The following is a 23,067-nucleotide window of genomic DNA, read 5'->3' on the forward strand; positions in this document are numbered from 1 at the left end:
GCAGGCCGATCTCGTCGAGGACCCTTGCGCATGACCCCTGTTCTGTCCGGCCAGACGCCTGCCGATGTTCCGGCCCGCACCAGCGTCGTCATCGTCGGCGGCGGTCCCTCCGGCCTGCTGCTGTCCCAGCTGCTGCATCTTGCCGGCATCGACAACGTGGTGCTGGAGCGCCGTTCGCGCGCCTATGTGCTCTCGCGCATCCGCGCCGGGGTGCTGGAGCAGGGCACGGTCGACCTGCTGCGCCGGGCCGGCGTCGGCACCCGCATGGAGCGCGAGGGGCTCGTCCATGACGGCGTCGAGATCGCTTTCCACGGTCGGCGCCTGCGCATCGATCTCGCCGGCCTGACCGGCGGGCGCACCGTCACGGTCTACGGCCAGACCGAGGTGACGGCGGATCTCTACGCCGCGCGCGATGCCATGGGTGGCACGGTTCTGCACGAGGCGGAGGACGTCGCCCTGCACGATCTGGAGGGCGCTCAGCCCTTCGTCACCTTCCGTCTTGGCGAAACTGTCCACCGTATCGACTGCGATTTCGTCGCCGGCTGCGACGGGTTTCATGGCGTCTCGCGCAAGTCTGTCCCCGCCGACCGGCTGCGGCTGTTCGAGATGGTCTACCCGTTCGGCTGGCTCGGCCTGCTCGCCGACGTGCCGCCGGTGCACGAGGAGCTGATCTATGCCGGCCACGAGCGCGGCTTCGCGCTCTGCTCCATGCGCTCGGCCACCCGCAGCCGCTACTACGTCCAGTGCGCGCTGGACGAGCGGGTCGAGGACTGGTCCGACGACCGGTTCTGGGAGGCGCTGGCGGCGCATCTGCCCGCCGATGTGGCGGCCCGCCTCGTCACCGGCCCGTCCATCGAGAAAAGCATCGCCCCCTTGCGCTCCTTCGTTGCCGAGCCGATGCGGTTCGGCCGGCTGTTCCTTGCCGGAGATGCCGCCCATATCGTGCCGCCGACCGGCGCCAAGGGGCTGAACCTCGCCGCCTCCGACATCCACTACCTGTCGGAAGCGCTGATCGCCCATTACGGGCGCGGCGACGAGGCCGGCCTTGCCGCCTATTCCGATCGGGCACTGGCAAGGGTCTGGAAAGCCGAGCGTTTTTCCTGGTGGATGACCACGACCCTGCACCGTTTTCCGGAAAAGGGCGCGTTCGGCGCCCGCATGCAGCAGGCGGAATTCGACTACCTCGCCTCCTCCCGCGCCGCGCAGACGACGCTGGCCGAAAACTATGTCGGCCTGCCCTACTGAGGCGTCGGCGCAGTTCTTTGCCGGCTTTTTTCTTCGGTGCACCGACCCGGTTTGACAAGGGTCAAGGCGGCGCATGCCGGATGCCTCAGGATACCGCAAGTGGTCCGCCCGCGCGCCTTTCGCCGCAGGCCGGCAGGAAGGGTGTGCAGGCGAAAGGCCGGCGGCGGGAGGTGCATGTGACTGACGGCAAGCGGCAAGCAGCGACGGCGGGCGACAAGGTTGTCCCCGGGGCCGGTATCGAGACCGACCTCGAAGCCGCCAGCGAAATTGGCAGCGAAAATGACAACGAAACGGGCATGCCGGCCGGGCTTTCCAGCCTTTCGGAGCAGCGAGTCGCCGCGGTGCAGGAAAGCGAGCTTGCGGCCGTGAAAGACATTGCCGAACACGGCGAAAGCGGCAGCGACGACGGCATCGCCGCGATCATCGACGGGGCCTCGCCCGACGATGCCGGCCGCATGCGCCGCGCCCTCGGCCTGCCCAAGCCGCCGGGCACTCCGCGCCGGACCAGCAACGAACTTGCCCCCGACTGGCGCGAGGGAGGCTATCCTTACCGCTTCAAGATGCTGCGCCGCGACTACGAGCGCGAGAAGTTCGTGCTGCAGACCGAGCTTCTCAAGCTGCAATCCTGGGTCAAGGATGCCGGCCAGCGGGTGGTGATCCTGTTCGAGGGGCGCGATGCGGCCGGAAAGGGCGGCACGATCAAGCGCTTCATGGAGCATCTCAACCCGCGCGGCGCGCGGGTCGTGGCTCTGGAAAAGCCGGACGAGGTGGAGCGAGGGCAATGGTATTTCCAGCGTTATGTCAAGCACTTGCCGACGGTCGGCGAGATCGTTCTGTTCGATCGCAGCTGGTATAACCGCGCCGGTGTCGAGCGGGTCATGGGCTTTTGCACCGACGAGGAATATCGCGAGTTCCTCCGCCAGGTGCCGGAGTTCGAGCGCAATCTGGTGCGCAGCGGCACCCATTTGATCAAGTTCTGGTTTTCCGTCAGCCGCAAGGAACAGAGCCGCCGCTTCCGCGAGCGCAACGTTCATCCGCTCAAGCAATGGAAACTGTCCCCGGTCGACCTCGCCTCGCGCGACAAGTGGGACGACTACACCAAGGCCAAGGAGGCGATGTTCTTCCACACCGACACGGCGGATTCACCCTGGACGGTGATCAAGTCCGACGACAAGAAGCGGGCCCGGCTGAACGCCATGCGCTATGTGCTGCAGGCGATGCCCTACACGGGCAAGGACGCCAAGCGCGTCGGCCGCGTCGACGACCTTCTGGTGGGGCGCGCCACCGTTCTGCTGGAACGCGGCGAATACGACCAGCAGCACGGCTGGGACACCTCGGAAACGGGCGCGGGGCCGCGCTGAGCGCGACGCCGGCGAAGACCTGGAATTGCCGGAACCCGCGCGCCGGAAACGGACACGCTGGAAACGGGCGTGCTGGAAACCGGAGCGCTTGAAACCGGAGCGCTGGGGGCCGAAACTGCGGCGAACCTGCCCCGAGCCTTGCGCTGATTCCGGAAAATTCGCCCATGTCCTTCGATCTTCTCGTCAAGAACGCCACGCTGCCCGACGGGCGCGCGCACATCGACATCGCCTGCCGGGACGGCCGGATCACCGCCGTGGAGCCCGGCATTTCGGGCGAGGCGGGCCGTGTGATCGAGGCCGGCGGCCGACTGGTATCCCCGCCCTTCGTCGACAGCCATTTCCACATGGACGCGACGCTGTCGCTCGGCCTGCCGCGCATGAACGAGAGCGGCACCTTGCTGGAGGGCATCGCCCTGTGGGGCGAGTTGAAGCCGCTGCTCACCGTCGAGGCGGTGGTCGAGCGGGCGCTGCGCTACTGCGATCTTGCTGTTTCGCAAGGGCTTTTGGCGATCCGCACCCATGTCGACGTGTGCGACGACAAGCTTACCGGCGTCGAGGCGCTGCTTGAGGTCCGCGAGCGGATCGCTCCTTACATCGACCTGCAGCTCGTCGCCTTCCCGCAGGACGGGCTCTACCGCTCGCCGACGGCGGAACGCAACCTTGTCCGCGCGCTCGACATGGGCGTCGACGTGGTCGGCGGCATCCCGCATTTCGAGCGGACGATGGGGGACGGTGCCCGCTCGGTGCGGGCGCTGTGCGAGCTCGCCGCCGTGCGCGGGCTGATGGTCGACATGCATTGCGACGAGAGCGACGACCCGATGTCGCGCCATATCGAGACGCTGGCCTGCGAGACGCAGCGCCTCGGCCTCCACGGCCGGGTCGCCGGATCGCACCTCACCTCGATGCACTCGATGGACAATTATTACGTCTCCAAGCTCCTGCCGCTGATCGCCGAGGCGCAGGTGCACGCCATCGCCAACCCATTGATAAATATCACGCTTCAGGGCCGTCACGACAGCTATCCGAAGCGCCGGGGCCAGACCCGCGTGCCGGAAATGCGCGCGCACGGCATCAACGTTTCCTTCGGCCACGACTGCGTCATGGACCCCTGGTATTCGATGGGATCGGGCGACATGCTGGAGGTTGCGTCGATGGGGCTGCACGTCGCGCAGATGATGAGCCGCGACGAAATGCGCTATGCTTTTGAATGCGTTACGACCCATCCGGCGCGCGCGCTGGGGCTCGACGGCTACGGTATCGCGCCCGGCTGCAACGCCGATTTCGTGCTGCTGCAGGCGGCCGACACGATCGAGGCGATCCGCCTGCGGGCCCGCCGCCTGGCGGTCGTGCGCCGCGGCAAGGTGATCGCGCAGAGCGATCCGGCGATCACGCGCCTGTCGCTCGAGGGACGGCCGGAAACGATCGATCCGGCGGCTTACGCGCCTGTAAAATAAGGCTTTCCGCCGGTTTTCCGGGGTTGGAAATTTCGAGACGGATTTTGCGAAATTCGCTCTCAATCTCGCGCAATTTCGAGAGTCCCGTCTCGAAATTGCCCAAAGGCCGGACTTGGAGCCGGTCGCCAGGTTTGCCATAAGGGAGGGACGAGACGGCCCCCGTCCGGACAGTACCCCGGACAGCAACCCGGACAGGACCCCGGATAGGACCCATGCAGCGACCGACAGGAACCATCGACGGGGAGAGTGACGGGGATAAATCTGCTGCGGCTGCCGCCGGCTGCCCCGTTGCCGGCCATGGCGGAGCCTCGCCCGCGACAGCCGAGGCGGCGGCGCCCGGCACTTATGTGCCGCCCTGTCCGCTGCGCCCGGAATCGACGCCGCCGGTCTGGAAGCTGATCGGGCTCGCCCGCCGCAACTTCCTCTCGGTCTGGCCGAGCTCGGCCTTCGCCAAGCCCTGGCTGCGCATCGCCGTGCTGCGCAAGCAGATCTTCGTCTGCAACAGCCCGGACCTGGTCCAGGAGGCCTTCGTGCGCAAGCACGACACGTTCGAGCGCAAGAGCGCGCAGATGCGCCACGCGCTGGAACCGCTGCTCGGCGACGGCCTGTTCATCTCCGACGGCGAGACCTGGCGGCGGCGGCGCCAGATCGTCGGCCCGATCATCCATGCCTCGAAGGTTCGCGACTTTTTCCCCGTCATGGCCGAGACCATCGCCGAGCGGCGCGCCGCCTGGGAGGCGGCAGGTCCGGATGCGCCGGTCGACATGCTGCAGGAGATGGCGCACCTGACGGCGGAGATCATCTGCCGGACGATCTTCGGCCGCCAGCTCGGCCGCGACTACGCCGCCGAGGTGGTCGAAAGCTTCACCGACTATCAGCGCCATATCGACCAGATCGACCTGATCTCGCTGCTCGGCCTGCCCGACTGGCTGCCGCGCCGGCGCGGCCGGGCGATCCGCCGTGCGGTCGCGCGCATCGACAAGGTGCTCGACGAGATCATCACCAGCTACGAGGCGCGCCGGAGCGACGGCGAGACCTCGGTGATCGGCGGGCTGCTGGAGGCCCGCGACGAGGACGGCAAGCCGCTGTCGCGCGAGGCGATCCGCAACGAGGCGGCGGTGATCTTCATGGCCGGCCACGAGACGACGGCCAACACGCTGTCCTGGGCCTGGTTCCTGCTGTCGCAGGCGCCCTGGGCGCGCGAGGCGCTCAAGACCGAACTCGACACGGTGCTGCAGGGCCGGACGCCGGACTTCGCCGATGTCGCCCGCCTGTCCTATACCCGCGCGGTGATCGAGGAGACGCTTCGGCTCTATCCCCCCGTGCCGATCCTTGCCCGCGAGGCGCTGGCCGACGACACGATCGGCGGCGTGGCAACGCCCAAGGGCTCGCTGGTCATGGTCGTGCCCTGGCTGCTGCACCGCAATCCGGAACTGTGGCAGCGCGCCGACAATTTCGAGCCGGAACGGTTCCTCGGCACAACGCGCGGCGGCCAGTCGAAATTCGGCTACGTGCCCTTTGCCATCGGCCCGCGCATCTGCGCCGGCCTTGCGTTCGGCCTGACCGAATCGATCCTGTCGCTGGCGATGCTGGCGCAGGGCTTCGACGTGAAGCTGGAGCCGGGCACCGACGTGCAGCCGATCTGCCGGCTGACCCTGCGCCCGGGCGAGCGCCTGCCGATGCGGCTTCAGCCGCGCATCCCCGCCGCGCCGCGCGCGTGAGCCCGCCTCGGCCATGACCGCCGTTCGCGGCCCCGTCAGTAGAGCAGGCGCACCAGGGCGAGCGTCAGGCCCGGAAACAGCACCAGGATCGCCACGCGGACGATGTCGCTGGCGATGAACGGCACGACGCCGCGGAAGGTCTGCGACAGCGGCACGTCGGGCGCCATCGAGTTGATGACGAAGAGGTTCATGCCGACCGGCGGCGTTATCAATCCCACCTCCACCACGATCAGCACGATGATGCCGAACCACAGGGCGAACTCTTCCGGCGGCAGGCCGAAATCGAGCGCCGAGACGATGGGAAAGAAGATCGGGATCGTCAGCAGGATCATGGAGAGCGAATCCATGATGCAGCCGAAGACGAGGTAGCAGACCAGGATGATCAGCAGCACGGTCCAGGGGTTGAGCCCGAGCTCGCCGACATAGGCGGCCGACTGCTGCGGCAGCTGCGAGAAGGCGAGAAAGCCGTTGTAGACCGTGGCGCCGAGCACGATGAAGAAGATCATGCCGGTGGCGCTGGCGGTCGACAGGAAGGACTCCACCAGCCCCTTGCGGTCGAGCCCGCCGTTGAGAAGGGCGACGATGCCGGTGCCGGCCGCGCCCACCGCCGCGCCTTCGGTCGGCGTGAAGATGCCCGAATAGATGCCGCCGATCACCGCGACGAAGATCACCATGACCGGCCAGACGGCGATCAGCGCCGCGATCCGCTCGGCGCGGCTCGCCTTGTCCTGGCTGCCGGCGCTGCCGGGGCGAAAGCGCACATAGAGCGAGACGGTGAGCATGTAGCCGAGGGCGGCGAGGATGCCGGGAATGAAGGCGGCGACGAACAGCTTGGCGATGTTCTGCTCCGTCAGGATGGCGTAGATCACCAGCACCACGGAGGGCGGAATGAGGATGCCGAGCGTGCCGCCGGCGGCAAGGCAGGCGGTCGACAGGGCGCCGGAATAGCCGCAGCGCCGCATCTCGGGAAGCGCCACCTGGCCCATGGTCGCGGCGGTGGCGAGCGAGGAGCCGCAGATCGCGCCGAAGCCGCCGCAGGCCGCGACCGCCGCCATGGCAACGCCGCCGCGCCGGTGGCCGACCATGGTCTCGGCGGCGCGGAACAGGGCGCGCGACATGCCGCCGCGCGTGGCGAACTGGCCCATCAGCAGGAACAGCGGCACGATGGACAGCGAGTAGTTGGAAAAGGTGCTGTAGACCAGCGACTTGAGCTGCGCCAGGATCGGCACCGTGCTCCCCGTGACCAGCGACGTGCCGGCGATGCCGACCAGCAGCATCGACAGGCCGATGGGCAGGCGCAGGAAGATCATCAGCAGCAGGACGGGAACCGACCACAGGCCGTATTCGAGCGATGACACGTTCGGTTACTCCCGGCCGGCGGCTGCGGGCCGCGCAAGGGTCTCGTCGAGGCTGCGCCAGACCGTATAGGCGCAGACCACCACGGCGAAAGCGGCACCGACCACCGCCGCGGCATAGGGCCACCACAGCGGAAACTGCAGGATGAAGGTGGTCTCGTGATAGGCCTGCTTGTCCAGCATGCCGAGCCACAGGCGCCAGCAGATCAGGCCGCTGGCCAGCGTCATCAGGATGTTGGCGACAAGATCGACGCCCGCATTGACCCTCGGTCCGAAGCGGGCAAGGAACAGGTCTACCGTGACATGCCCGCGATTGAGCTGGCACCAGGGCAGGAAGGCGAAGATGGCGAAGGCGGTGCCGGCCTCGACCAGCTCGTAGTCGCCCGGGATCGGCCCGAGACCGGCGGAGGTCAGCGCGCGGCCGGTGATCGACACGACGGTTGCGACCGTCAGCGCGACCAGCACCGCGCCGCCGACGATCGCCAGCCAGGCGGAAAGCCGCTCCAGCAGCCGTTCGACGGATTGGCGCATTTGCTTTCGTTCCTCCCCAGCGCGGACCTGCCGCCCGGCGGCATGCGGCCCGCAGCCCTTGCAGGCTGCCTTGCGATCCCTGTCGTCCTGCTCTTAGCCGCTGGCACGCGCCGCGACAACTCCTGCCCGATGACGCAGGCGACCGGCAAGGCTGACAGGGTGATCCATGCAAAAGGTAATGTAAAATGAGATTTGGATGAGTTTGTATAACCGCAGGCCGGCATCTGGCGCTGCGCTTGCCTCGCCCTGCCGGCTCGGCTCAACTGCAGGCCGGTGGACAAGCGATTTGGGCCTGAAGCAAGCGATTTGAGGGAGTGTCCGGCAGTGGCGAGACGCGCGCGCAATATCCTTTTCGTGATGTACGACCAGCTGCGCTTCGACTATCTCGGCTGCGCCGGCCATCCGCGGCTGGAGACGCCGAATTTCGACCGGCTGGCGGCGCGCGGGGTGCGCTTCACCAATGCCTATGTGCAGTCGCCGATCTGCGGCGCCTCGCGCATGAGCTTCTATACCGGGCGCTATGTCGGCTCGCACGGCGCGGCCTGGAACAACTATCCGCTGAAGGCGGGCGAGGTCACGCTGGGCGACCACCTGCGGGCGCGCGGCATGGACGCGGTGCTGATCGGCAAGACCCACATGAAGGTCGACGATGCCGGGCTCGACCGGCTCGGCATCTCGCGCGGCGGCATCATCGGCACGCGCATCGCCGAATGCGGCTTCGATGCGAGGGTGCGCGACGACGGGCTGTGGGCGGAAGGTCCGGACGGGCCGTATGATGCCAAGCCCTCGCCCTACAACGAATTTCTGAAGGCGCGCGGCTACGACAGCCGCAACCCCTGGCACGACCATGCCAATTCCGGCCTGTCGGCGGAGCGGGACGCGGCCGGGCGTGGCGAAATCGAGAGCGGCTGGCTGATGCGCAATGCCGGGCTCGCGGCGAATGTGCGGGAAGAAGACGCCGAGACGCCGTGGCTGACCGACGAGACGCTGGCTTTCCTCTCAGAGCGGCACGAGGAGCGGCGAGCGGTCCCCTGGCTCTGCCACGTTTCCTACATCAAGCCGCACTGGCCCTATATCGTGCCGGCGCCCTATCACGACATGTACGGCCGCGAAGACGTGCTGCCGGCCTTGCGCGATGAGCGCGAGCGGGCCGACCCCAACCCGGTCTTCGAGGCCTTCATGCAGAGCCGGGCCTCGCGCAGCTTTGCCCGCGACGAGGTGCGGGAGGCGGCAATCCCCGCCTATATGGGCCTGGTGCGCCAGTGCGACGACCAGTTCGGCCGGCTGCTCGACGCGCTGGAGGAAAGCGGCGCGCTGGACGACACGATGATCGTCGTCACCTCCGACCATGGCGACTATCTCGGCGACCACTGGCTGGGCGAGAAGGACCTCTTCCACGAGCCCTCGGTGAAGGTGCCGCTGATCGTCTACGATCCCTCGACAAAGGCCGATGCGACCCGCGGCAGCACCTGCGACGCGCTGGTCGAGGCGATCGACCTTGCCGCCACCTTCGTCGATGTGGCGGGACGGCGGGACGGCGAGGCGCCGGACCTGCCCGGTCACATCCTGGAGGGACGCTCGCTGCTGCCCTGGCTGCATGGCGAGACGCCCACAGACTGGCGGCGCGCGGCGATCAGCGAATACGACTATTCCTGCACGCCGATGGCCGACCGGCTCGGCGTTTCGGTCAAGGATGCCCGGCTCTTCATGGTGTTCGACGGGCGCTACAAGCTGATCCACGCGGAAGGCGGGCTGCCGCCGATGCTGTTCGACCTGGCGAGCGATCCGTCCGAATTCGCCGATCTCGGCCGCGACCCGGCCCATGCCGGCGAGGTGGCGCGGCTGCGCGCCGTGCTGGCCGACTGGGGTCTGCGGCTCAGCCAGCGCACGACGGTGAGCGACAAGCAGATCCTCGCCCGGCGCGGCGGGGCGGGCGGGCGCACAGGCGTGCTGATCGGCGCCTATGACGAGGCCGATGTCGGCGCGGAGGCCTTGGCCTTCTATCGCGGCAAGGTGAAGCCGATGGATCAGGCCGAATAGAGCCGGCTGCCGGCGATCCAGGTGGCGCGGACCCGCAAGGCGCTATCGAGCTCGACGAAATCCGCGTCATGTCCGGGCAGCAACCGGCCCTTGCGCTCGGCAAGGCCGGCGGCCTCGGCCGCATGCAGCGAGACCATGCGCAGCGCCAGCTCCAGCGGCAGGCCGACAGGCCCGGCGAGCCGGCGCAGCGAGGCGGACATGTCGATATCGGCGCCGGCCAGCGTGCCGTCGGCAAGGGTCAGCCGGCCGAGCCCCTCGCCCATCGGCTCGCGGGCGATCTCGCGGCCGTTCAGCGTGAAGGAGCTGGCATCGGTGCCGAGCGGGGCCATCGCGTCGGTGACGACGAAGAGGCGGCCGGGCCCGGCCTTGCCGCGCGCGGCGATGCCGATCACCGGATCGGCGACATGCAGCCCGTCGACGATGATGCCGGCCGACAGCGCGCCGGTGGCCAGCGCCGCCCCCGCAAGGCCCGGCGCCCGGTGACCGAGCGGGCTCATGGCGTTGAAGAGATGCGTGACGAGGCGCGCGCCGGCGACGGTTGCGGCCAGGGCGGCCGCGTGATCCGCTTCGCTGTGGCCGAGGCTGACCACGACGCCGGCATCGACAAGCCGGCGGATCGTCTCGCTCGGCACGATCTCGGGCGCCAGGGTGACGACAAGCAGCGGCAGGCGGCGGGCGGCTTCGACGAGCTGGGCGATATCGTCCTCGTCCATCGGCCGGATCAGCTCGGCCGCATGGGCGCCCTTGCGCGCGGGGGCGAGATGCGGCCCCTCCAGATGCAGACCGAGGCAGCCGGGCACGCTGGTCGCCGCGCCGATGGCGGCGCGGATCGCCCGCGCGGTCACCTGCGGCGTGTCGGTGATCAGCGTCGGCAGGAAAGCGGTGGTGCCGAAGCGGCGATGGGCGGTCGCGATGGCGGCGATGGCATCGCGGTCGGGCGCTGAGTTGAACTGCACCCCGCCGCCGCCATTGACCTGCAGGTCGATGAAGCCGGGCACCAGCATGTCGCCGGCCGCCTCGATACGCTGCGCATCGCCCGGCAGGTCGTGGCCGCGCACGATGCCGGCAATGCCGCCGTTTTCCACCAGCAACGTTGCGTTCTCGTGCCAGCTTTCGCCGTCGAAGATCTTGGCGGCAGAAATCGCCAGGGGGCGCCAGGGGGTCTCGTCAGGCATGGTCCGGGCATCCCGCGTCGGGGCCGGCCTGTCGCCGGCGAAAGGGTCCTGCCGCTTTTTGCGCCAGCCGTTTGCGGCGCGCAAGCGTCAGGGGGCGAAAAACGCGCGCTGGGCCATGCGCACCGCGCCGTCCAGCGCATCGCCGAGCGGCGCGGCAAGGTGCGCGGCAAAGGGCGGTGCAAGACGCGGCGCATAGAGCGGGGCAAGGCCGCCCATCAGCACGATGCGCTCGCAGCCGGGCCACAGCAGGGCGGCGAGCATTTCCTCCACCTCCAAGGTGAAGGCGGCAAGCAGGGCCTCGGCCTCGCCGTCGCCGGCCTTTGCGGCATCGAAGACCGCCGGGGCGTGGCGGGCGAAATCGGCTTGGCGGGCGGAGCCGGCGAAGGCGACCATGCGGGCGGGATCGTCGCCGAAGGCGGCAAGCAGCGTCTCGGCGAGAACCCCGCGCGGGCGCACCCCGTCGCGCGACAGCAGCGCCGATTTCAGCGCCTCGCGGCCGAGCCGGGCGCCGCCCCCCTGGTCGGCGAGATGCACGCCCCAGCCGCCGACGCTGCGGATCTCTCCGCCCTGGCGGGCGAGAAAGGCCGAGCCGGTGCCGAGGATCGCCATGATGCCGTCATGGGGGCCGAGCGCGCCCTCCAGCGCGATCTCGCCGTCGCCGACGAGCTCCACCTGCGAGAAGGGAAGGGAGAGAAGCGAGCGGCCGTCGCGGCCGAGCTGGCGGGCGCCGGCAAGGCCGAGCAGCGCCGGACAGGAGGCGATCGCTTCCGCCGGCAGGCCGGCCTCGGCAAGGGCGCAGCGCGCCGCCGCGATGATGTTTGCGGCGGCCTGCTGCGGATCGGTCGCGACATTGGCCGGGCCGGCGAGGCCGCGCGAGACGATCTCGCCGTCACGGCCGGCAAGGGCGGCGCGACAGGTGCTGCCGCCGCCGTCGATGGCGATGAGCCAGGAGCTCATGTCGGTGCGCCCACTGCCCGCTGCTCAGTGCGTGGCGGGCTGCTCGGCGAGCTTGCGGGCCTGCTCGATCCAGCCGTCGCGGTCGATGCGGCCGCGGAAGTCGAGGCGGCTGTCGAGCGCGGCGATCTGCTCGTCGGTGAGCGCGGCGATCTGCCAGTAGTGGAAGATGCCGGCGCCGTTGAGCGCGGTCTGCAGCTTCGGACCGACGCCGGAAATGGCGGTGAGGTCGTCGGCAACGCCGCCGCGCGGGCTGGCCAGCAGCACCTCGGCCAGCGGATCGGAAGCCGCCTTTGCGGGCGCCTTGGCGGGCGCCTTCGCCTCTGCCGGCTTCTCGGCGGGCTTTTCGGCAACGGGAATGGTCACCTCGGTGGATGCCGACTTCGCCGTGTCGGCGGCCTTGGGAGCCGTGGCCGGCAGATGCGCGTGGCTGCGCATGAAGTCGAGGATGCGCGGGGCGATCTCCGAGCGGAAGCGCGAGCCGTTGAAGACGCCGTAATGGCCGACATCCGGCTGCATGTAATGGGCGCGCATGTCCGGCGAGAGATTGACGCACAGATTGTGCGCCGCCATCGTCTGGCCGCGGCCGGTGATGTCGTCCTTCTCGCCCTCGACGGTGAGCAGGGCCGAGCGGCGGATGGCGCCGCAATCGACCAGATCGCCGCGATGGCGCATCTTGCCCTTGGCGAGCGCGTGGCGGATGAACACGGTCTCCACCGTCTGCAGGTAGAACTCAGCCGTCAGGTCCATCACCGCGAGATACTCGTCGTAGAAGTCGCGGTGCTTCTCGGCATTGTCGCCGTCGCCGGAGACGAGATGCTGGAAGAACTCGTGATGGGCGTTGACATGCCGGTCGAGGTTCATGCTCATGAAGCCCGAAAGCTGCAGGAAGCCCGGATAGACGTCGCGCATGAAGCCCGGCTGCGGGAACGGCACCTTCATGATGACGTTGCGCTCGAACCAGTCGATGCTCTTGCTCTCGGCCAGGTCGTTGACGGCGGTCTGGTTGATCCGCGTGTCGATCGGACCGCCCATCAGGGTGACGCTGGCCGGGGCGCAGGGATCGCCATGCGCCTCCATCACCGCCGTGGCGGCGAGCACCGGGACCGAGGGCTGGCAAACGGCCATGACATGGGTGTCCGGCCCGAGGAACTGCAGCATCTCGATGACGTAGTCGATGTAGTCGTCGAGATCGAAGCGGCCGTCGGTGAGCGGCACCATGCGCGCATCGATCCAGTCGGTGATGTAGATGTCCGCGCTCGGCAGCATCGTCTCGACCGTGCCGCGCAGCAGCGTCGCATAGTGGCCGGACATCGGCGCAACCATCAGGATGCGCGGGCCCTTGTGCTTGCGCTCGCCGAGCTTGCGGTCGAAATGCAGGAGGTTGCAGAACGGCTTCTTCCAGACGATCTCCTCGCGCACCGGCACCTTGACGCCGCTGACGGTGGTCTGGGTGAGGCCGAATTCCGGCTTGCCGTAGCGCCGGGTCATCCGCTCGATCATTTCGCAGCCCGCGGCGACCGAGCGCCCGATCGGGGTGTGAGAGAACGGATTGAGCGGGTTTTGGAAGTACAGGCGCGTCATGTCCGCGCTTGCCCGCAGCGGACTCATCGCCGCATGATTGAATTCATAGACCTGATAGAACACGTGACCGACCTCGCAATCTCCGTGAGGCAGTGCAGCATAAGCCGCCTGCCTTTTTTCGCATTGCAAAATAGTATGACAAAGATTAACGCCGCTTCAACCTGTACGGAGGTCCACATCGGCCGAAGCGGTGCGGGGATACCGGACGCAGCGGTTCCGCGGAGGAAAACTTCTCGCAACCGCTGCGAAAACGCGAGGCAAGACAGGATCTTGCCGGAAGCGGCCACGCGGTGGAAAAAAGTTGCGGCGCTAGCGTTTTTTCAGCAGATACCGTTAAAAATCACGATGCAAGATCGGCGACGACGGCGTCCAGGACGAGGCAACCGGCCGGCGTGACGCGCATTCGCGTGCCGTCGAGTCGTTCCACCATGCCGTGTTCGATGAGGTCGGCGACGCGCCGCGGGTCGATCCGGCGGTCGGAAATCGCCTCGAAACGGGCAAGGTCGACGCCCTCCACCAGCCGCAGGCCCATCAGCAGGAACTCGTCGCCCTGCTCCTCCTGGGTCAGCGACATGTCCTCCACCAGCCCCTCGCCGCGCGCCTCGACGGCGGCGAGCCAGGTCTCGGGGTGGCGCTCGGTGGCGGTGGCGAACTTGCCGTTGCCGCCGGTCAGCCGGCCATGGGCGCCGGGACCGACGCCGACATAGTCGCCATAGCGCCAGTAGACGAGATTGTGCCGGCACTCGGCGCCCGGAACGGCATGGTTGGAGACCTCGTAGGCAGGCATGCCGTGGGCGGCGCAGATCTCCTGCGTCAGGTCGTAGAGATCGGCGGCGGTGTCGGGATCGGGCACCACCAGCTTGCCGGTGCGGTGCAGCTCGAAATAGGGCGTGCCCTGCTCGATGGTCAGCTGGTAGAGCGACAGGTGGTCGGCGGCAAGGCCGATCGCTTCCTCCAGCTCGGTGCGCCAGGCGGCGGCACTCTGGTCGGGCCGGGCGTAGATCAGGTCGAAGGAGATGCGCTCGAAGGTCGAGCGGGCGATGCCGATGGCCGCGCGCGCCTGGGCCGCGTCATGCAGCCGGCCGAGGCGCTTCAGGTCCGCATCCCGCAAGGACTGCACGCCGAGCGACAGGCGGTTGACGCCGGCCGCGCGATAGCCGCGGAACCGCTCCGCCTCCACCGAGGACGGGTTGGCCTCCATCGAGACCTCGACGGTCGGCGAGATTTCCCAGTGGCCGGCGATGGCGTCGAGCACGCGGCCGACGGTCGCCGGGAGCATCAGGGACGGCGTGCCGCCGCCGAGAAAGATCGAGTCGACCTTCCGTCCGCGCGTGCGGGCGGCGAAATAGGCGAGCTCCCGCTCGAAAGCCGCGGCAAAGCGCGCCTGATCGACGCCGGCATGGCGGACATGGCTGTTGAAGTCGCAATACGGGCATTTGGCCTCGCAGAAAGGCCAATGCACATAGATGCCGAAACCGCCGTCCGCCTGAGCCATCATGCCTCCAGGCAGCGCGCCGAGAAGTCCGCGAAGGCGCGGGCCCGGTGCGACAGGGCCTTGTCCGGCCGCGCCCAGCCATGCTTTTCGTCCGCCGACATCTCGCCGAAGGTGCGGCTCTCGCCGTCCGGCTGGAACATCGGGTCGTAGCCGAAGCCGCCGCTGCCGCGCGGCGGCCACACGGCGGTGCCCTCGACCTCGCCGCGGAACAGGGCGATCTCGCCGTCCGGCCAGGCAAGGCACAGCACGGCGACGAAGGACGAGCGGCGGTCCGCCGGATCGGTCGCGCCGGCGGCATGCAGCTTTTCCTCGATGGTCCGCATGGCCATCGCGAAATCCTTCTCCGGTCCCGCCCAGCGGGCCGAATAGACCCCGGGATCGCCGTTCAGCGCGACGACGCAGAAGCCGCTGTCGTCGGCGAGCGCCGGCAGGCCGGAGGCCTCGGCGGCCGCGCGGGCCTTCAGCTCGGCATTGGCCTCGAAGGTGGTGCCGGTCTCTTCTGGCTCGGGCAGGCCGAGCGAGCCGGCCGAGACGACCTCGTAGCCGTAGGGCGCCATCAGGTCTTCGAACTCGCGCAGCTTGCCCGGATTGTGGCTCGCCAGCACGATGCGGCCGGGCTCGAGCCGGCGCATGGGGGAGGGGGTGTCGGTCATGCGAACCTCACGAGATCGCCATCTTCTGCAGGTCGACCAGCCGGCCGATGCCGGACTTGGCCAGCGCCAACAGCTGCGCGAACTGCTCCTCGGAGAAGGGCGCGCCCTCCGCCGTGCCCTGGATCTCGACGATGCCGCCGGAGCCGGTCATGACGAAATTGGCGTCGGTGTCGGCGTCGGAGTCCTCGAGATAGTCGAGGTCGAGCACCGGCTGGCCGGCATGGATGCCGCAGGAAATCGCGGCGATATGGTCCTTGAGCACCTTGCCGCCGACCATGTCGCGGGCGCGCATCCACTCGATGCAGTCGTGCAGGGCGACCCAGGCGCCGGTGATCGCGGCGGTGCGGGTGCCGCCATCGGCCTGGATGACGTCGCAGTCGACGGAGATCTGGCGCTCGCCGAGCAGCGGCAGGTCGACGATGGCGCGCAGCGACCGGCCGATCAGCCGCTGGATCTCCTGGGTGCGGCCGGACTGCTTGCCCGAGGACGCCTCGCGGCGCATGCGCTCGCCGGTGGCGCGCGGCAGCATGCCGTATTCGGCCGTCACCCAGCCGCGGCCCTGGCCGCGCAGCCAGGGCGGAATGCGCTCTTCCAGGCTCGCGGTGCACAGCACATGCGTGTCGCCGAACTTGACCAGGCACGACCCTTCCGCGTGCTTGGAAACGCTCCGTTCCAGCGTCACGGCGCGCAACTCGTCCGCTGCACGTTTGGATGGCCGCATGTCGATCCCCTTCAAGCCTGCCGCGCGGGGCGTCGATGCCCCTTGCTCCTGTTTCGCGTCCCTCTTAATCCAATATGGGACCGGAATGAAATGCCTGTCTGCCGCTTGTCCCGTATGGGCGCCCCCGTGCGGGGCCTCGCCCTTGCGCCTTTGGCATGGGCAATCGCGTGCAGGGCGCACTATATTCGGGGATGCGCCGCACCGCCGGGCGGCAGGAACGACGGGCAGGGGACCTGAGGTGCCGAAGGTGGATTTGCAGAACCGGGGAGCAGGAACGTGACGCTGGGTGTGCCGTCCGTGAGCCTTGGCGACCTCGACAAGCGGTCGCGGGAGATCTTCCGCGCCATCGTGGAATCTTATCTCGACACCGGCGAGCCGGTGGGGTCGCGCAACCTGTCGCGCCTGCCGGGCATCCAGCTGTCGCCGGCCTCGATCCGCAACGTCATGTCGGATCTGGAGCATGCCGGGCTGCTGTATTCGCCGCATACCTCGGCCGGGCGTATGCCGACGGAAGGGGGCCTGCGCTTCTTCGTCGATGCGCTGCTGGAGGTGGGCGACCTGACGCGAGAGGAGCGCGACCAGATCGACATCCAGGTCAAGGCGGCGCGCAGCGAGCGCACCAGCGAGCAGCTCTTGACCGAGGCCAGCCAGATGCTGTCCGGCCTGTCGCGCGGCGCCGGCGTCGTCTTCTCCCACAAGGCGGATGTGCGCCTGCGCCATGTCGAATTCGTCCGCATCGAGCCGCTGAAGGCGCTCGTCGTGCTGGTCGGCGACGACGGTTCGGTGGAGAACCGCATCGTCGACCTGCCGCCGGGCCTGCCGCAGACCGCCCTGATCGAGGCGTCGAACTATCTCACCAGCCTGATCCGCGGGCGGACGCTCGCCGAGGCGCGGCGCGAGCTGGAGATCCAGCGCGACCGCCACCAGAAGGAGCTGGACGAGCTGACCGCCAAGCTGGTGGAAGCCGGCATCGCCACCCGCTCCGGCGTGGTCGATGCGGCCGGCTCGCTGATCGTGCGCGGCCGCTCCAACCTGTTGTCGCATCTGGAAGCCGAGCAGGACCTGGAGCGCATCCGCCTGCTGTTCGACGACCTGGAGAACAAGCGCGACCTGATCCAGCTCTTGACCGCCGCCGAGGGCGGCGAGGGGGTGCGCATCTTCATCGGCTCGGAGAACAAGCTGTTCTCGCTCTCCGGCTCCTCCATCGTCGTCTCGCCCTTCCGCGACCAGGACGACCGGATCATCGGCGTGCTCGGCGTGATCGGCCCGACGAGGCTGAACTATGCCCGCGTCATCCCGATGGTCGACTATACCGCCCGGCTGGTCGGCCGCCTGCTGCGCTGACCGCCTGCCTCCCTTGATGCCCCGGATCCCCTGATGACCCCGCTTTCGCCCGCAGAACTCGAACGCTATGCCCGCCACATCGTGCTGCAGGATGTCGGCGGCCCCGGCCAGCAGAAGCTGAAGGCCGCACGGGTGCTGGTGATCGGCGCCGGCGGGCTCGGCGCGCCGGTGCTGCAATATCTGGCGGCGGCCGGCGTCGGCACGCTGGGCGTCGTCGACGACGACACCGTGTCGCTGTCCAACCTGCAGCGCCAGGTGATCCACGACACCGACCATCTCGGCGAGCCGAAGGTGGCGAGCGCGGCCGAGGCGATCGCCCGGCTGAACCCGCATGTGAAGGTCGAGCCGCATGTGGCGCGGCTTGGCGCGATGAACGCGCTGGCGCTGATTTCGCGCTACGACCTCGTCGTCGACGGGTCCGACAATTTCGCCACCCGCTATCTCGTCTCCGACGCCTGCTTCTTCGCCGGCAAGCCGCTGGTCACCGGCGCCGTCGGCCGGCTCGACGGCTCGCTGACGCTGCTGAAGCCGTATGAGGCGGGCGAGGACGGCACGCCGAACCCGACCTATCGCTGTCTCTTCCCCGAGCGCCCGGCCGACGGCTTGCTGCCGACCTGCGCCGAGGCCGGCGTGCTCGGCGCGCTGACCGGCATCGTCGGCACGATGCAGGCGATGGAGGCGATCAAGGAGATCGTCGGCTTCGGCGAGGGCCTGCTCGGCCGGCTGCTGCTGGTCGACACCCGCTCCATGCGCTTCGAGACGATCCGCTATCGCTGGAACGCCAAGAACCCGCTGAACGGCACCGTCCGCAAGCGCTTCGACGAGTTGGCCGGCGCGTGAACGGCTTCTTCCGCCTGCGCCGGCAACAACCGGTCCTGCCCGAGGAGATCACGCTGGAGATCGACGGGCGGGAGCAGCGCATCGTGCTGCGCGGCAACCCGCAGGCGCGACGCTACATCCTGCGGGTGCCGCCGGACGGCGGCGCGCCGGTGCTGACCGTGCCGAAAGGCGGAACCCTGGCCACCGCGCGCGACTTCGCGCAGCGCCAGCGCGGCTGGCTGGCCGGGCGGCTGGGCGAGCGGCCCGAGGCGGTGCCTTTCGCGCAAGGCGGCGTGATCCCGCTGCGCGGGGCGGCGCACCGGATCGTTGCAGCGGGGGGCTTGCGCGGACTGGTGCGCGCCGAGCCGGCGCCGGAGCCGGAAGACGATGAGGTTGGCCGCCTCTTGGTGCCGGGCGCTGCCGAACACATCGCCCGCAAGCTCACCGATTGGCTGAAGCGCGAGGCGCGGCGGGACCTGGAGCGCGCGGTCGCGCACCACGCGGCAGCGCTCGGCCGCACGCCTTCGGCGCTCACCCTGCGCGATACCCGCAGCCGCTGGGGTTCCTGCACGTCGGACGGACGGCTGTCCTTCTCCTGGCGGCTTGTGCTTGCGCCGCCGTCGATCCTCGATTACGTCGCTGCCCATGAGGTCGCCCATCTCGCCGAGATGAACCACGGTCCGCGCTTCTGGGCCCATTGCCGCCGCCTTGCCCCGCATACGGAGGAGGCGCGCGACTGGCTGAAGCGCGAGGGCGGCCGCCTGCATCTCTACGGCTGACCCGGCAGACCTGCCCCGCCAGCCGCCCTCTCCCCACCGGCGCCCGCCCGAACTCGCGGCCGCGCGCCGCCGCCAGAAGGCCGCTCGCATGCTCAAGCCGGACACCCTCAAGCCGGACACCTGGGCGCTCACCATCCTGCTCGCCAGCCTGACGGCGCTCGGCCCGATCTCCACCGACATGTACCTGCCGGCGCTGCCCTCGATCCTGCGCGAGCTGGAGACCAGCCACGCGTCGGTGCAGCTGACCCTGTCGGTGTTCCTCGTCGGCTTTGCCGTCGGCCAGGTGTTCTACGGCCCGCTCGCCGACCGCATCGGCCGCAAGCCGGTGCTGATCGCCGGCCTTGCCATCTATGCGGTGGCGAGCCTTGCCTGCACGCTGGCGCCCACCGTCGAGGTGCTGATCGTGGCGCGCTTCTGCCAGGCCTTCGGCGCCGCCGGGCCGGTGGTGCTGGCGCGTGCGGTGGTGCGCGATCTCTACGAGGGCCCGCGCGCAGGCCAGGAGCTCGCCCGCATGGGCTCGATCATGGGCCTTGCCCCGGCGATCGCGCCGTTCTTCGGCGGGCTGATCGCGGCGGCCGGCGGCTGGCGCTTCGTCTTCCTGGTCTCGGTCGCCTTTGCCGCCGCGGTGATCGTCGGCGTCTGGCGCGGGCTGCCCGAGACGATCCGGGCGCGCGAGACGGCGCCGTTCTCGGTCCGGGCGATCCTGTCGGGCTTCGGCGGCCTGCTGCGCCACCGCGCCTATGCCGCCTATCTGGCGGTGGTGACGCTGACCTATTGCGGCCTCTTCGCCTTCATCTCCGGCTCGTCCTTCGTGCTGCAGGATATCTTCGGGCTCAGCCCTTCGCTCTATGGCATCGCCTTCGGGCTCTGCGCCGGCGCCTATGTGGTGGGAACGCTGATCGGCCAGCGGCTGGCGCCGAAAAAGGGCGCGGAGGTGACGATCCTCACCGGCTGCGCGGCGCTGGCGCTGGGCGGGACGGTGATGATCGTCGCGGTCCTCGCCGCGCCTTCGGCGCTCTCCGTCATCGCGCCGATGATGCTCTACATGGTGGGGGTGGGCCTTGCCCTGCCGCAGGCGCAGGCCGCGGCGCTGATGCCCTTCCCCGACCGGGCCGGCAGCGCCTCCTCGCTGATGGGCATCTGCCAGATGAGCATTGCCGCGGCGGTCGGCATCGGCGTCGGCGCCACCCATGGCGGCACCGCCCTGCCGCTGGCGCTGATCATCGCCGCCAACGGCTTCGGCGCGGTGCTGGCGCTGCTGGTCAGCCGCCGCGCCCGCATGGCAGGGTGAGGGGCCGGCTGAGCGGCGTCTCTCAGCCCCCCGATCAGCCCCCGAAGATCCGGTTGAGCAGGTCGAGCGGGCCGCCCCCGCCGCCACCCGAATCGCGCATCGGCGGCAGCCGGCGGGACGGATCGCCCTCGGCGGGAATGTCGCGCATCGGCATGTCGAGCGGCGCTGCGGCAGGTTCTGCGACCTGCACCGGCCGGTCGGACACGCCCGGAAGGCTGGCGACCGGCAGGCCCTGGTGCCCCGCCTGCATCACGTCCTTCCAGACCTTGGCCGGCAGCGAGCCGCCGGTGGCGCGCTTGGTCGGCGAATTGTCGTCGTTGCCGAGCCAGACGGCGGTGGTCAGCGAGCCGGTATAGCCGATGAACCAGCCGTCGCGGAAATCCTGGCTGGTGCCGGTCTTGCCGCCGGCCGGGCGGCCCGGCAGATTGGCGATCTTGCCGGTGCCGGTGGTCAGCGTCTGCGCCATCATCATGTTCATGTCGGCCAGCGTCGCATGGTCGATGACCCGCCCCGCGCCGTCGCCGGTGCGCGCATAGAGCACCTTGCCCTCGAGCGTGCGGATCTGGCGGATGACATGCGGCACCACCGCATAGCCGCCATTGGAAAACGGCGTGTAGCCGGCGGCGATCTCCAGCGGCGTCACCTCCGAGGTGCCGAGCGAGATCGACAGGTTCGAGGCGAGCGGCGAGGTGATGCCGAGCTTGCGGGCGGTGCGGATGATGGCGCGCGGGCCGACTTCTTCCGCCAGCCGCGCGGCCACGGTGTTGAGCGACAGCGACAGCGCCTCGGTCAGGGTCACCGGGCCGCGATAGGTCTTGGTGTAGTTCTTCGGCGCCCACTTGCCGATCTTGACCGGCTCGTCGACCCGCACGGTTGCGGGCGTCAGCCCGCGCTCCAGCGCGGCGAGATAGACGAAGGGCTTGAAGGCGGAACCGGGCTGGCGCCGGGCATTGACCGCCCGGTTGAACTGGCTCTGCGCATAGTCACGGCCGCCGACCAGCGCCTTGACCGCGCCCGATCCGTCCAGCGTGACGATGGCGCCCTGGCCGACGCCGAGCTTGGCGCCCTCCTCCGACAGGGCGCGGCGCAGGGAATCCTCGGCGATGATCTGCAGGCCGAGATCGATCGTCGTGTCGACGACGATGTCGTCCTCGATGGCGCCGACATAGCCCGGCAGCAGCTCCATCACCCAGTCGGCGACGTAGTTCTCGCTGGCCGAGGTGTGGTGGGTGACGACGCGCAGCGGCGCGGCGATGGCGTCGCGCGCCTCCGTGTCGGTGAGATAGCCCTCCTCGGCCATGGCCGCGAGCACGGTGGTGGCGCGTTCCTGGGCAAGGTCCGGGTTGCGGGTCGGGGCATAGCGCGAGGGCGCCTTGAGCAGGCCGGCCAGCGTTGCCGCCTCCGACACGCTGATCAAGCGCGCCGACTTGCCGAAATAGCGCCGGGCGGCCGCATCGACGCCATAGGCGCCGGCGCCGAAATAGACCCGGTTGAGATACATCTCCAGGATCTCGTCCTTGGAGTAGTTGGTCTCCAGCCACAGCGCCAGCACCGCTTCCTGCACCTTGCGTCGCAGGGTGCGGTCCGGCTCCAGGAACAGGTTCTTGGCCAGCTGCTGGGTCAGCGTCGAGCCGCCCTGCACCAGCCGGCCGGAGGTAATGTTGGTCAGCACCGCACGGCCGAGGCCCAGTGGATCGAGGCCGAAATGCGAGTAGAAGCGCCGGTCCTCGATGGCGATCACCGCCTGCGGCAGATAGGGCGGCAATTGTTCGAGCCGCACCGCCTCGCCGCCGGTGTCGCCGCGATTCGCCATCAAGGTGCCGTCGGCGGCGACGATGCGCACATTGGGCGGGCGCTGCGGCACCTTCCATTCGGAGGTCGGCGGCAGGTAGGCGGCGTAATAGATGAGGACACCGACGCCGGCGATGCCGCCCCAGATGCACAGGACGAAGCCCCAGTAGAGGCCCCGCTTCAGCAGGCGCGAGATCCCGCCGCGCTGGCGCTTGGCACGGGACTTGCCGCGCCCGCCCTTGCGGCCGCCGCCCTTGCCCCCGCTCCCGTTACCGCCGCCGCCCGAGAGCCGGCCGCCGGACACCCCGCCGAGACCCGAACCGCTGCCAGACGCATTACCCGAACCGTTGCCGGCGCTCTCCAGCGAGGCGGCCTTGCGGGGCGCGCGCTTGCGGGCCGGAGCGGAGGAGGAGGGGGACGAGGAGGAGGGCGCATGTCCGCCGGCCGCCGGCCGGTCGGCGCCGGTCAGCCGCATGTCGAGCGTTGCGCCGCTGCGCTCCATCTTCGGCTTGACGCGGGCGGGGCGCCGGCTTCCGGGTGTCGATCCGCGAGCCATCGATTCGGTCTGTCCCTCCAAGGTGTACCAGGGGCGTCGGCTGCTGGTCGATCCGGTGCGGATCCTCCGGCACAGCGCGCCTGACCGAGCTTCGCCTTGGAGCCTAAATGCGGCGATTTAAGGGGGTGTTAAGTACGGCAGGACGGCAGCGGCTCGCACCCCGGCACGGCTTTACAGCCCTACCGGCCGCGCGCTACG

At 69.3% G+C, this 23,067-nt stretch carries 18 protein-coding genes; 9 read left to right on the plus strand and 9 right to left on the minus strand.

Translation table 11 applies throughout. The features are described from left to right. The first annotated feature begins 30 nt into the window (after nucleotides 1-30). From pobA to GH266_RS13790, 4 genes are all read left to right on the plus strand, one after another. Nucleotides 31-1,245 carry a 4-hydroxybenzoate 3-monooxygenase gene (gene pobA / locus GH266_RS13775; protein ID WP_158194336.1) on the plus strand — a complete coding sequence of 405 codons (1,215 nt, stop codon included), beginning with the start codon at nucleotides 31-33 and terminating at the stop codon, nucleotides 1,243-1,245. Between the two features lie 296 nt (nucleotides 1,246-1,541). Continuing rightward, nucleotides 1,542-2,606, plus strand: a complete 1,065-nt coding sequence (ppk2, locus tag GH266_RS13780; RefSeq protein ID WP_158196210.1) for a polyphosphate kinase 2 — start codon at nucleotides 1,542-1,544, stop codon at nucleotides 2,604-2,606. 164 nt (nucleotides 2,607-2,770) lie between these two features. Beyond that, the gene (locus GH266_RS13785) at nucleotides 2,771-4,060 is read left to right on the plus strand and encodes an amidohydrolase family protein (protein WP_158194337.1); all 1,290 of its coding nucleotides are present in this window, start codon (nucleotides 2,771-2,773) and stop codon (nucleotides 4,058-4,060) included. 212 nt (nucleotides 4,061-4,272) lie between these two features. Continuing rightward, the gene (locus tag GH266_RS13790; RefSeq protein WP_158194338.1) at nucleotides 4,273-5,781 is read left to right on the plus strand and encodes a cytochrome P450; all 1,509 of its coding nucleotides are present in this window, start codon (nucleotides 4,273-4,275) and stop codon (nucleotides 5,779-5,781) included. A 35-nt stretch (nucleotides 5,782-5,816) separates the two neighbouring features. Here the strand turns inward: GH266_RS13790 and GH266_RS13795 are convergent, their stop codons facing one another. Further along, entirely contained in the window at nucleotides 5,817-7,139 is a 1,323-nt protein-coding gene (locus GH266_RS13795) for a TRAP transporter large permease (protein WP_158194339.1), read from the minus strand. 6 nt (nucleotides 7,140-7,145) lie between these two features. After that, nucleotides 7,146-7,667, minus strand: a complete 522-nt coding sequence (locus tag GH266_RS13800) for a TRAP transporter small permease (protein ID WP_158194340.1) — start codon at nucleotides 7,665-7,667, stop codon at nucleotides 7,146-7,148. A gap of 324 nt (nucleotides 7,668-7,991) precedes the next feature. Here GH266_RS13800 and GH266_RS13805 point away from each other — a divergent pair, with 324 nt between their 5' ends. Further along, complete coding sequence (locus GH266_RS13805; RefSeq protein ID WP_158194341.1) at nucleotides 7,992-9,707, plus strand: sulfatase-like hydrolase/transferase; 1,716 nt, start codon at nucleotides 7,992-7,994, stop codon at nucleotides 9,705-9,707. Here the strand turns inward: GH266_RS13805 and nagA are convergent. The 6 genes from nagA to rph form a co-directional block, all read right to left on the minus strand. Beyond that, nucleotides 9,695-10,882, minus strand: coding sequence for an N-acetylglucosamine-6-phosphate deacetylase (nagA, locus tag GH266_RS13810; protein WP_158194342.1), 1,188 nt, complete (start codon nucleotides 10,880-10,882; stop codon nucleotides 9,695-9,697). The two genes, GH266_RS13805 and nagA, sit on opposite strands and share 13 nt — an antisense overlap. 87 nt (nucleotides 10,883-10,969) lie before the next feature. Beyond that, nucleotides 10,970-11,839, minus strand: a complete 870-nt coding sequence (locus GH266_RS13815) for a glucosamine kinase nucleotide-binding domain-containing protein (protein WP_158194343.1) — start codon at nucleotides 11,837-11,839, stop codon at nucleotides 10,970-10,972. A 24-nt stretch (nucleotides 11,840-11,863) separates the two neighbouring features. After that, on the minus strand, nucleotides 11,864-13,420 hold the full coding sequence (gene phaZ / locus GH266_RS13820; RefSeq protein ID WP_425329544.1) for a polyhydroxyalkanoate depolymerase: 1,557 nt from the start codon (nucleotides 13,418-13,420) through the stop codon (nucleotides 11,864-11,866). A gap of 340 nt (nucleotides 13,421-13,760) precedes the next feature. Next, nucleotides 13,761-14,918 carry a radical SAM family heme chaperone HemW gene (gene hemW / locus GH266_RS13825; protein WP_209001457.1) on the minus strand — a complete coding sequence of 386 codons (1,158 nt, stop codon included), beginning with the start codon at nucleotides 14,916-14,918 and terminating at the stop codon, nucleotides 13,761-13,763. Further along, nucleotides 14,915-15,568, minus strand: a complete 654-nt coding sequence (gene rdgB / locus GH266_RS13830; protein ID WP_199270322.1) for an RdgB/HAM1 family non-canonical purine NTP pyrophosphatase — start codon at nucleotides 15,566-15,568, stop codon at nucleotides 14,915-14,917. The genes hemW and rdgB overlap by 4 nt, the downstream gene beginning before the upstream one ends. 7 nt (nucleotides 15,569-15,575) lie before the next feature. After that, on the minus strand, nucleotides 15,576-16,289 hold the full coding sequence (rph, locus tag GH266_RS13835) for a ribonuclease PH (protein WP_158194346.1): 714 nt from the start codon (nucleotides 16,287-16,289) through the stop codon (nucleotides 15,576-15,578). A 276-nt stretch (nucleotides 16,290-16,565) separates the two neighbouring features. On the opposite strand from rph, the gene hrcA reads away from it, so the two are divergent. From hrcA to GH266_RS13855, 4 genes are all read left to right on the plus strand, one after another. After that, nucleotides 16,566-17,633 (plus strand): heat-inducible transcriptional repressor HrcA, encoded by a 1,068-nt coding sequence (hrcA, locus tag GH266_RS13840; RefSeq protein ID WP_209001458.1) that lies wholly within the window; start codon nucleotides 16,566-16,568, stop codon nucleotides 17,631-17,633. Nucleotides 17,634-17,666: 33 nt separating this feature from the next. Then, nucleotides 17,667-18,473 carry a molybdopterin-synthase adenylyltransferase MoeB gene (moeB, locus tag GH266_RS13845; protein ID WP_158194347.1) on the plus strand — a complete coding sequence of 269 codons (807 nt, stop codon included), beginning with the start codon at nucleotides 17,667-17,669 and terminating at the stop codon, nucleotides 18,471-18,473. Continuing rightward, nucleotides 18,470-19,231 (plus strand): M48 family metallopeptidase, encoded by a 762-nt coding sequence (locus tag GH266_RS13850; RefSeq protein WP_244953691.1) that lies wholly within the window; start codon nucleotides 18,470-18,472, stop codon nucleotides 19,229-19,231. The genes moeB and GH266_RS13850 overlap by 4 nt, the downstream gene beginning before the upstream one ends. A gap of 88 nt (nucleotides 19,232-19,319) precedes the next feature. Beyond that, nucleotides 19,320-20,522 (plus strand): multidrug effflux MFS transporter, encoded by a 1,203-nt coding sequence (locus tag GH266_RS13855; protein ID WP_158194348.1) that lies wholly within the window; start codon nucleotides 19,320-19,322, stop codon nucleotides 20,520-20,522. 34 nt (nucleotides 20,523-20,556) lie between these two features. Here the strand turns inward: GH266_RS13855 and GH266_RS13860 are convergent, their stop codons facing one another. Then, a complete protein-coding gene (locus tag GH266_RS13860) occupies nucleotides 20,557-22,869 on the minus strand; it encodes a transglycosylase domain-containing protein (RefSeq protein WP_199270323.1) in 2,313 nt (770 codons plus the stop codon). Between the last annotated feature and the right edge of the window lie 198 nt (nucleotides 22,870-23,067).

Origin of the sequence: Stappia indica (genome assembly GCF_009789575.1) — a bacterium.
Classification (GTDB): domain Bacteria; phylum Pseudomonadota; class Alphaproteobacteria; order Rhizobiales; family Stappiaceae; genus Stappia; species Stappia indica_A.

What these genes read in the sequence shown, in the direction of transcription:
- pobA (WP_158194336.1), top strand. Translation starts at nt 31, where the DNA reads ATGACCCCTGTTCTGTCCGGCCAGACGCCTGCCGATGTTCCGGCCCGC.
- ppk2 (WP_158196210.1), top strand. Translation starts at nt 1,542, where the DNA reads ATGCCGGCCGGGCTTTCCAGCCTTTCGGAGCAGCGAGTCGCCGCGGTG.
- GH266_RS13785 (WP_158194337.1), top strand. Translation starts at nt 2,771, where the DNA reads ATGTCCTTCGATCTTCTCGTCAAGAACGCCACGCTGCCCGACGGGCGC.
- GH266_RS13790 (WP_158194338.1), top strand. Translation starts at nt 4,273, where the DNA reads ATGCAGCGACCGACAGGAACCATCGACGGGGAGAGTGACGGGGATAAA.
- GH266_RS13800 (WP_158194340.1), bottom strand. Translation starts at nt 7,667, where the DNA reads ATGCGCCAATCCGTCGAACGGCTGCTGGAGCGGCTTTCCGCCTGGCTG.
- nagA (WP_158194342.1), bottom strand. Translation starts at nt 10,882, where the DNA reads ATGCCTGACGAGACCCCCTGGCGCCCCCTGGCGATTTCTGCCGCCAAG.
- GH266_RS13815 (WP_158194343.1), bottom strand. Translation starts at nt 11,839, where the DNA reads ATGAGCTCCTGGCTCATCGCCATCGACGGCGGCGGCAGCACCTGTCGC.
- phaZ (WP_425329544.1), bottom strand. Translation starts at nt 13,420, where the DNA reads ATGACGCGCCTGTACTTCCAAAACCCGCTCAATCCGTTCTCTCACACC.
- hemW (WP_209001457.1), bottom strand. Translation starts at nt 14,918, where the DNA reads ATGATGGCTCAGGCGGACGGCGGTTTCGGCATCTATGTGCATTGGCCT.
- rdgB (WP_199270322.1), bottom strand. Translation starts at nt 15,568, where the DNA reads ATGACCGACACCCCCTCCCCCATGCGCCGGCTCGAGCCCGGCCGCATC.
- rph (WP_158194346.1), bottom strand. Translation starts at nt 16,289, where the DNA reads ATGCGGCCATCCAAACGTGCAGCGGACGAGTTGCGCGCCGTGACGCTG.
- moeB (WP_158194347.1), top strand. Translation starts at nt 17,667, where the DNA reads ATGACCCCGCTTTCGCCCGCAGAACTCGAACGCTATGCCCGCCACATC.
- GH266_RS13855 (WP_158194348.1), top strand. Translation starts at nt 19,320, where the DNA reads ATGCTCAAGCCGGACACCCTCAAGCCGGACACCTGGGCGCTCACCATC.
- GH266_RS13860 (WP_199270323.1), bottom strand. Translation starts at nt 22,869, where the DNA reads ATGGCTCGCGGATCGACACCCGGAAGCCGGCGCCCCGCCCGCGTCAAG.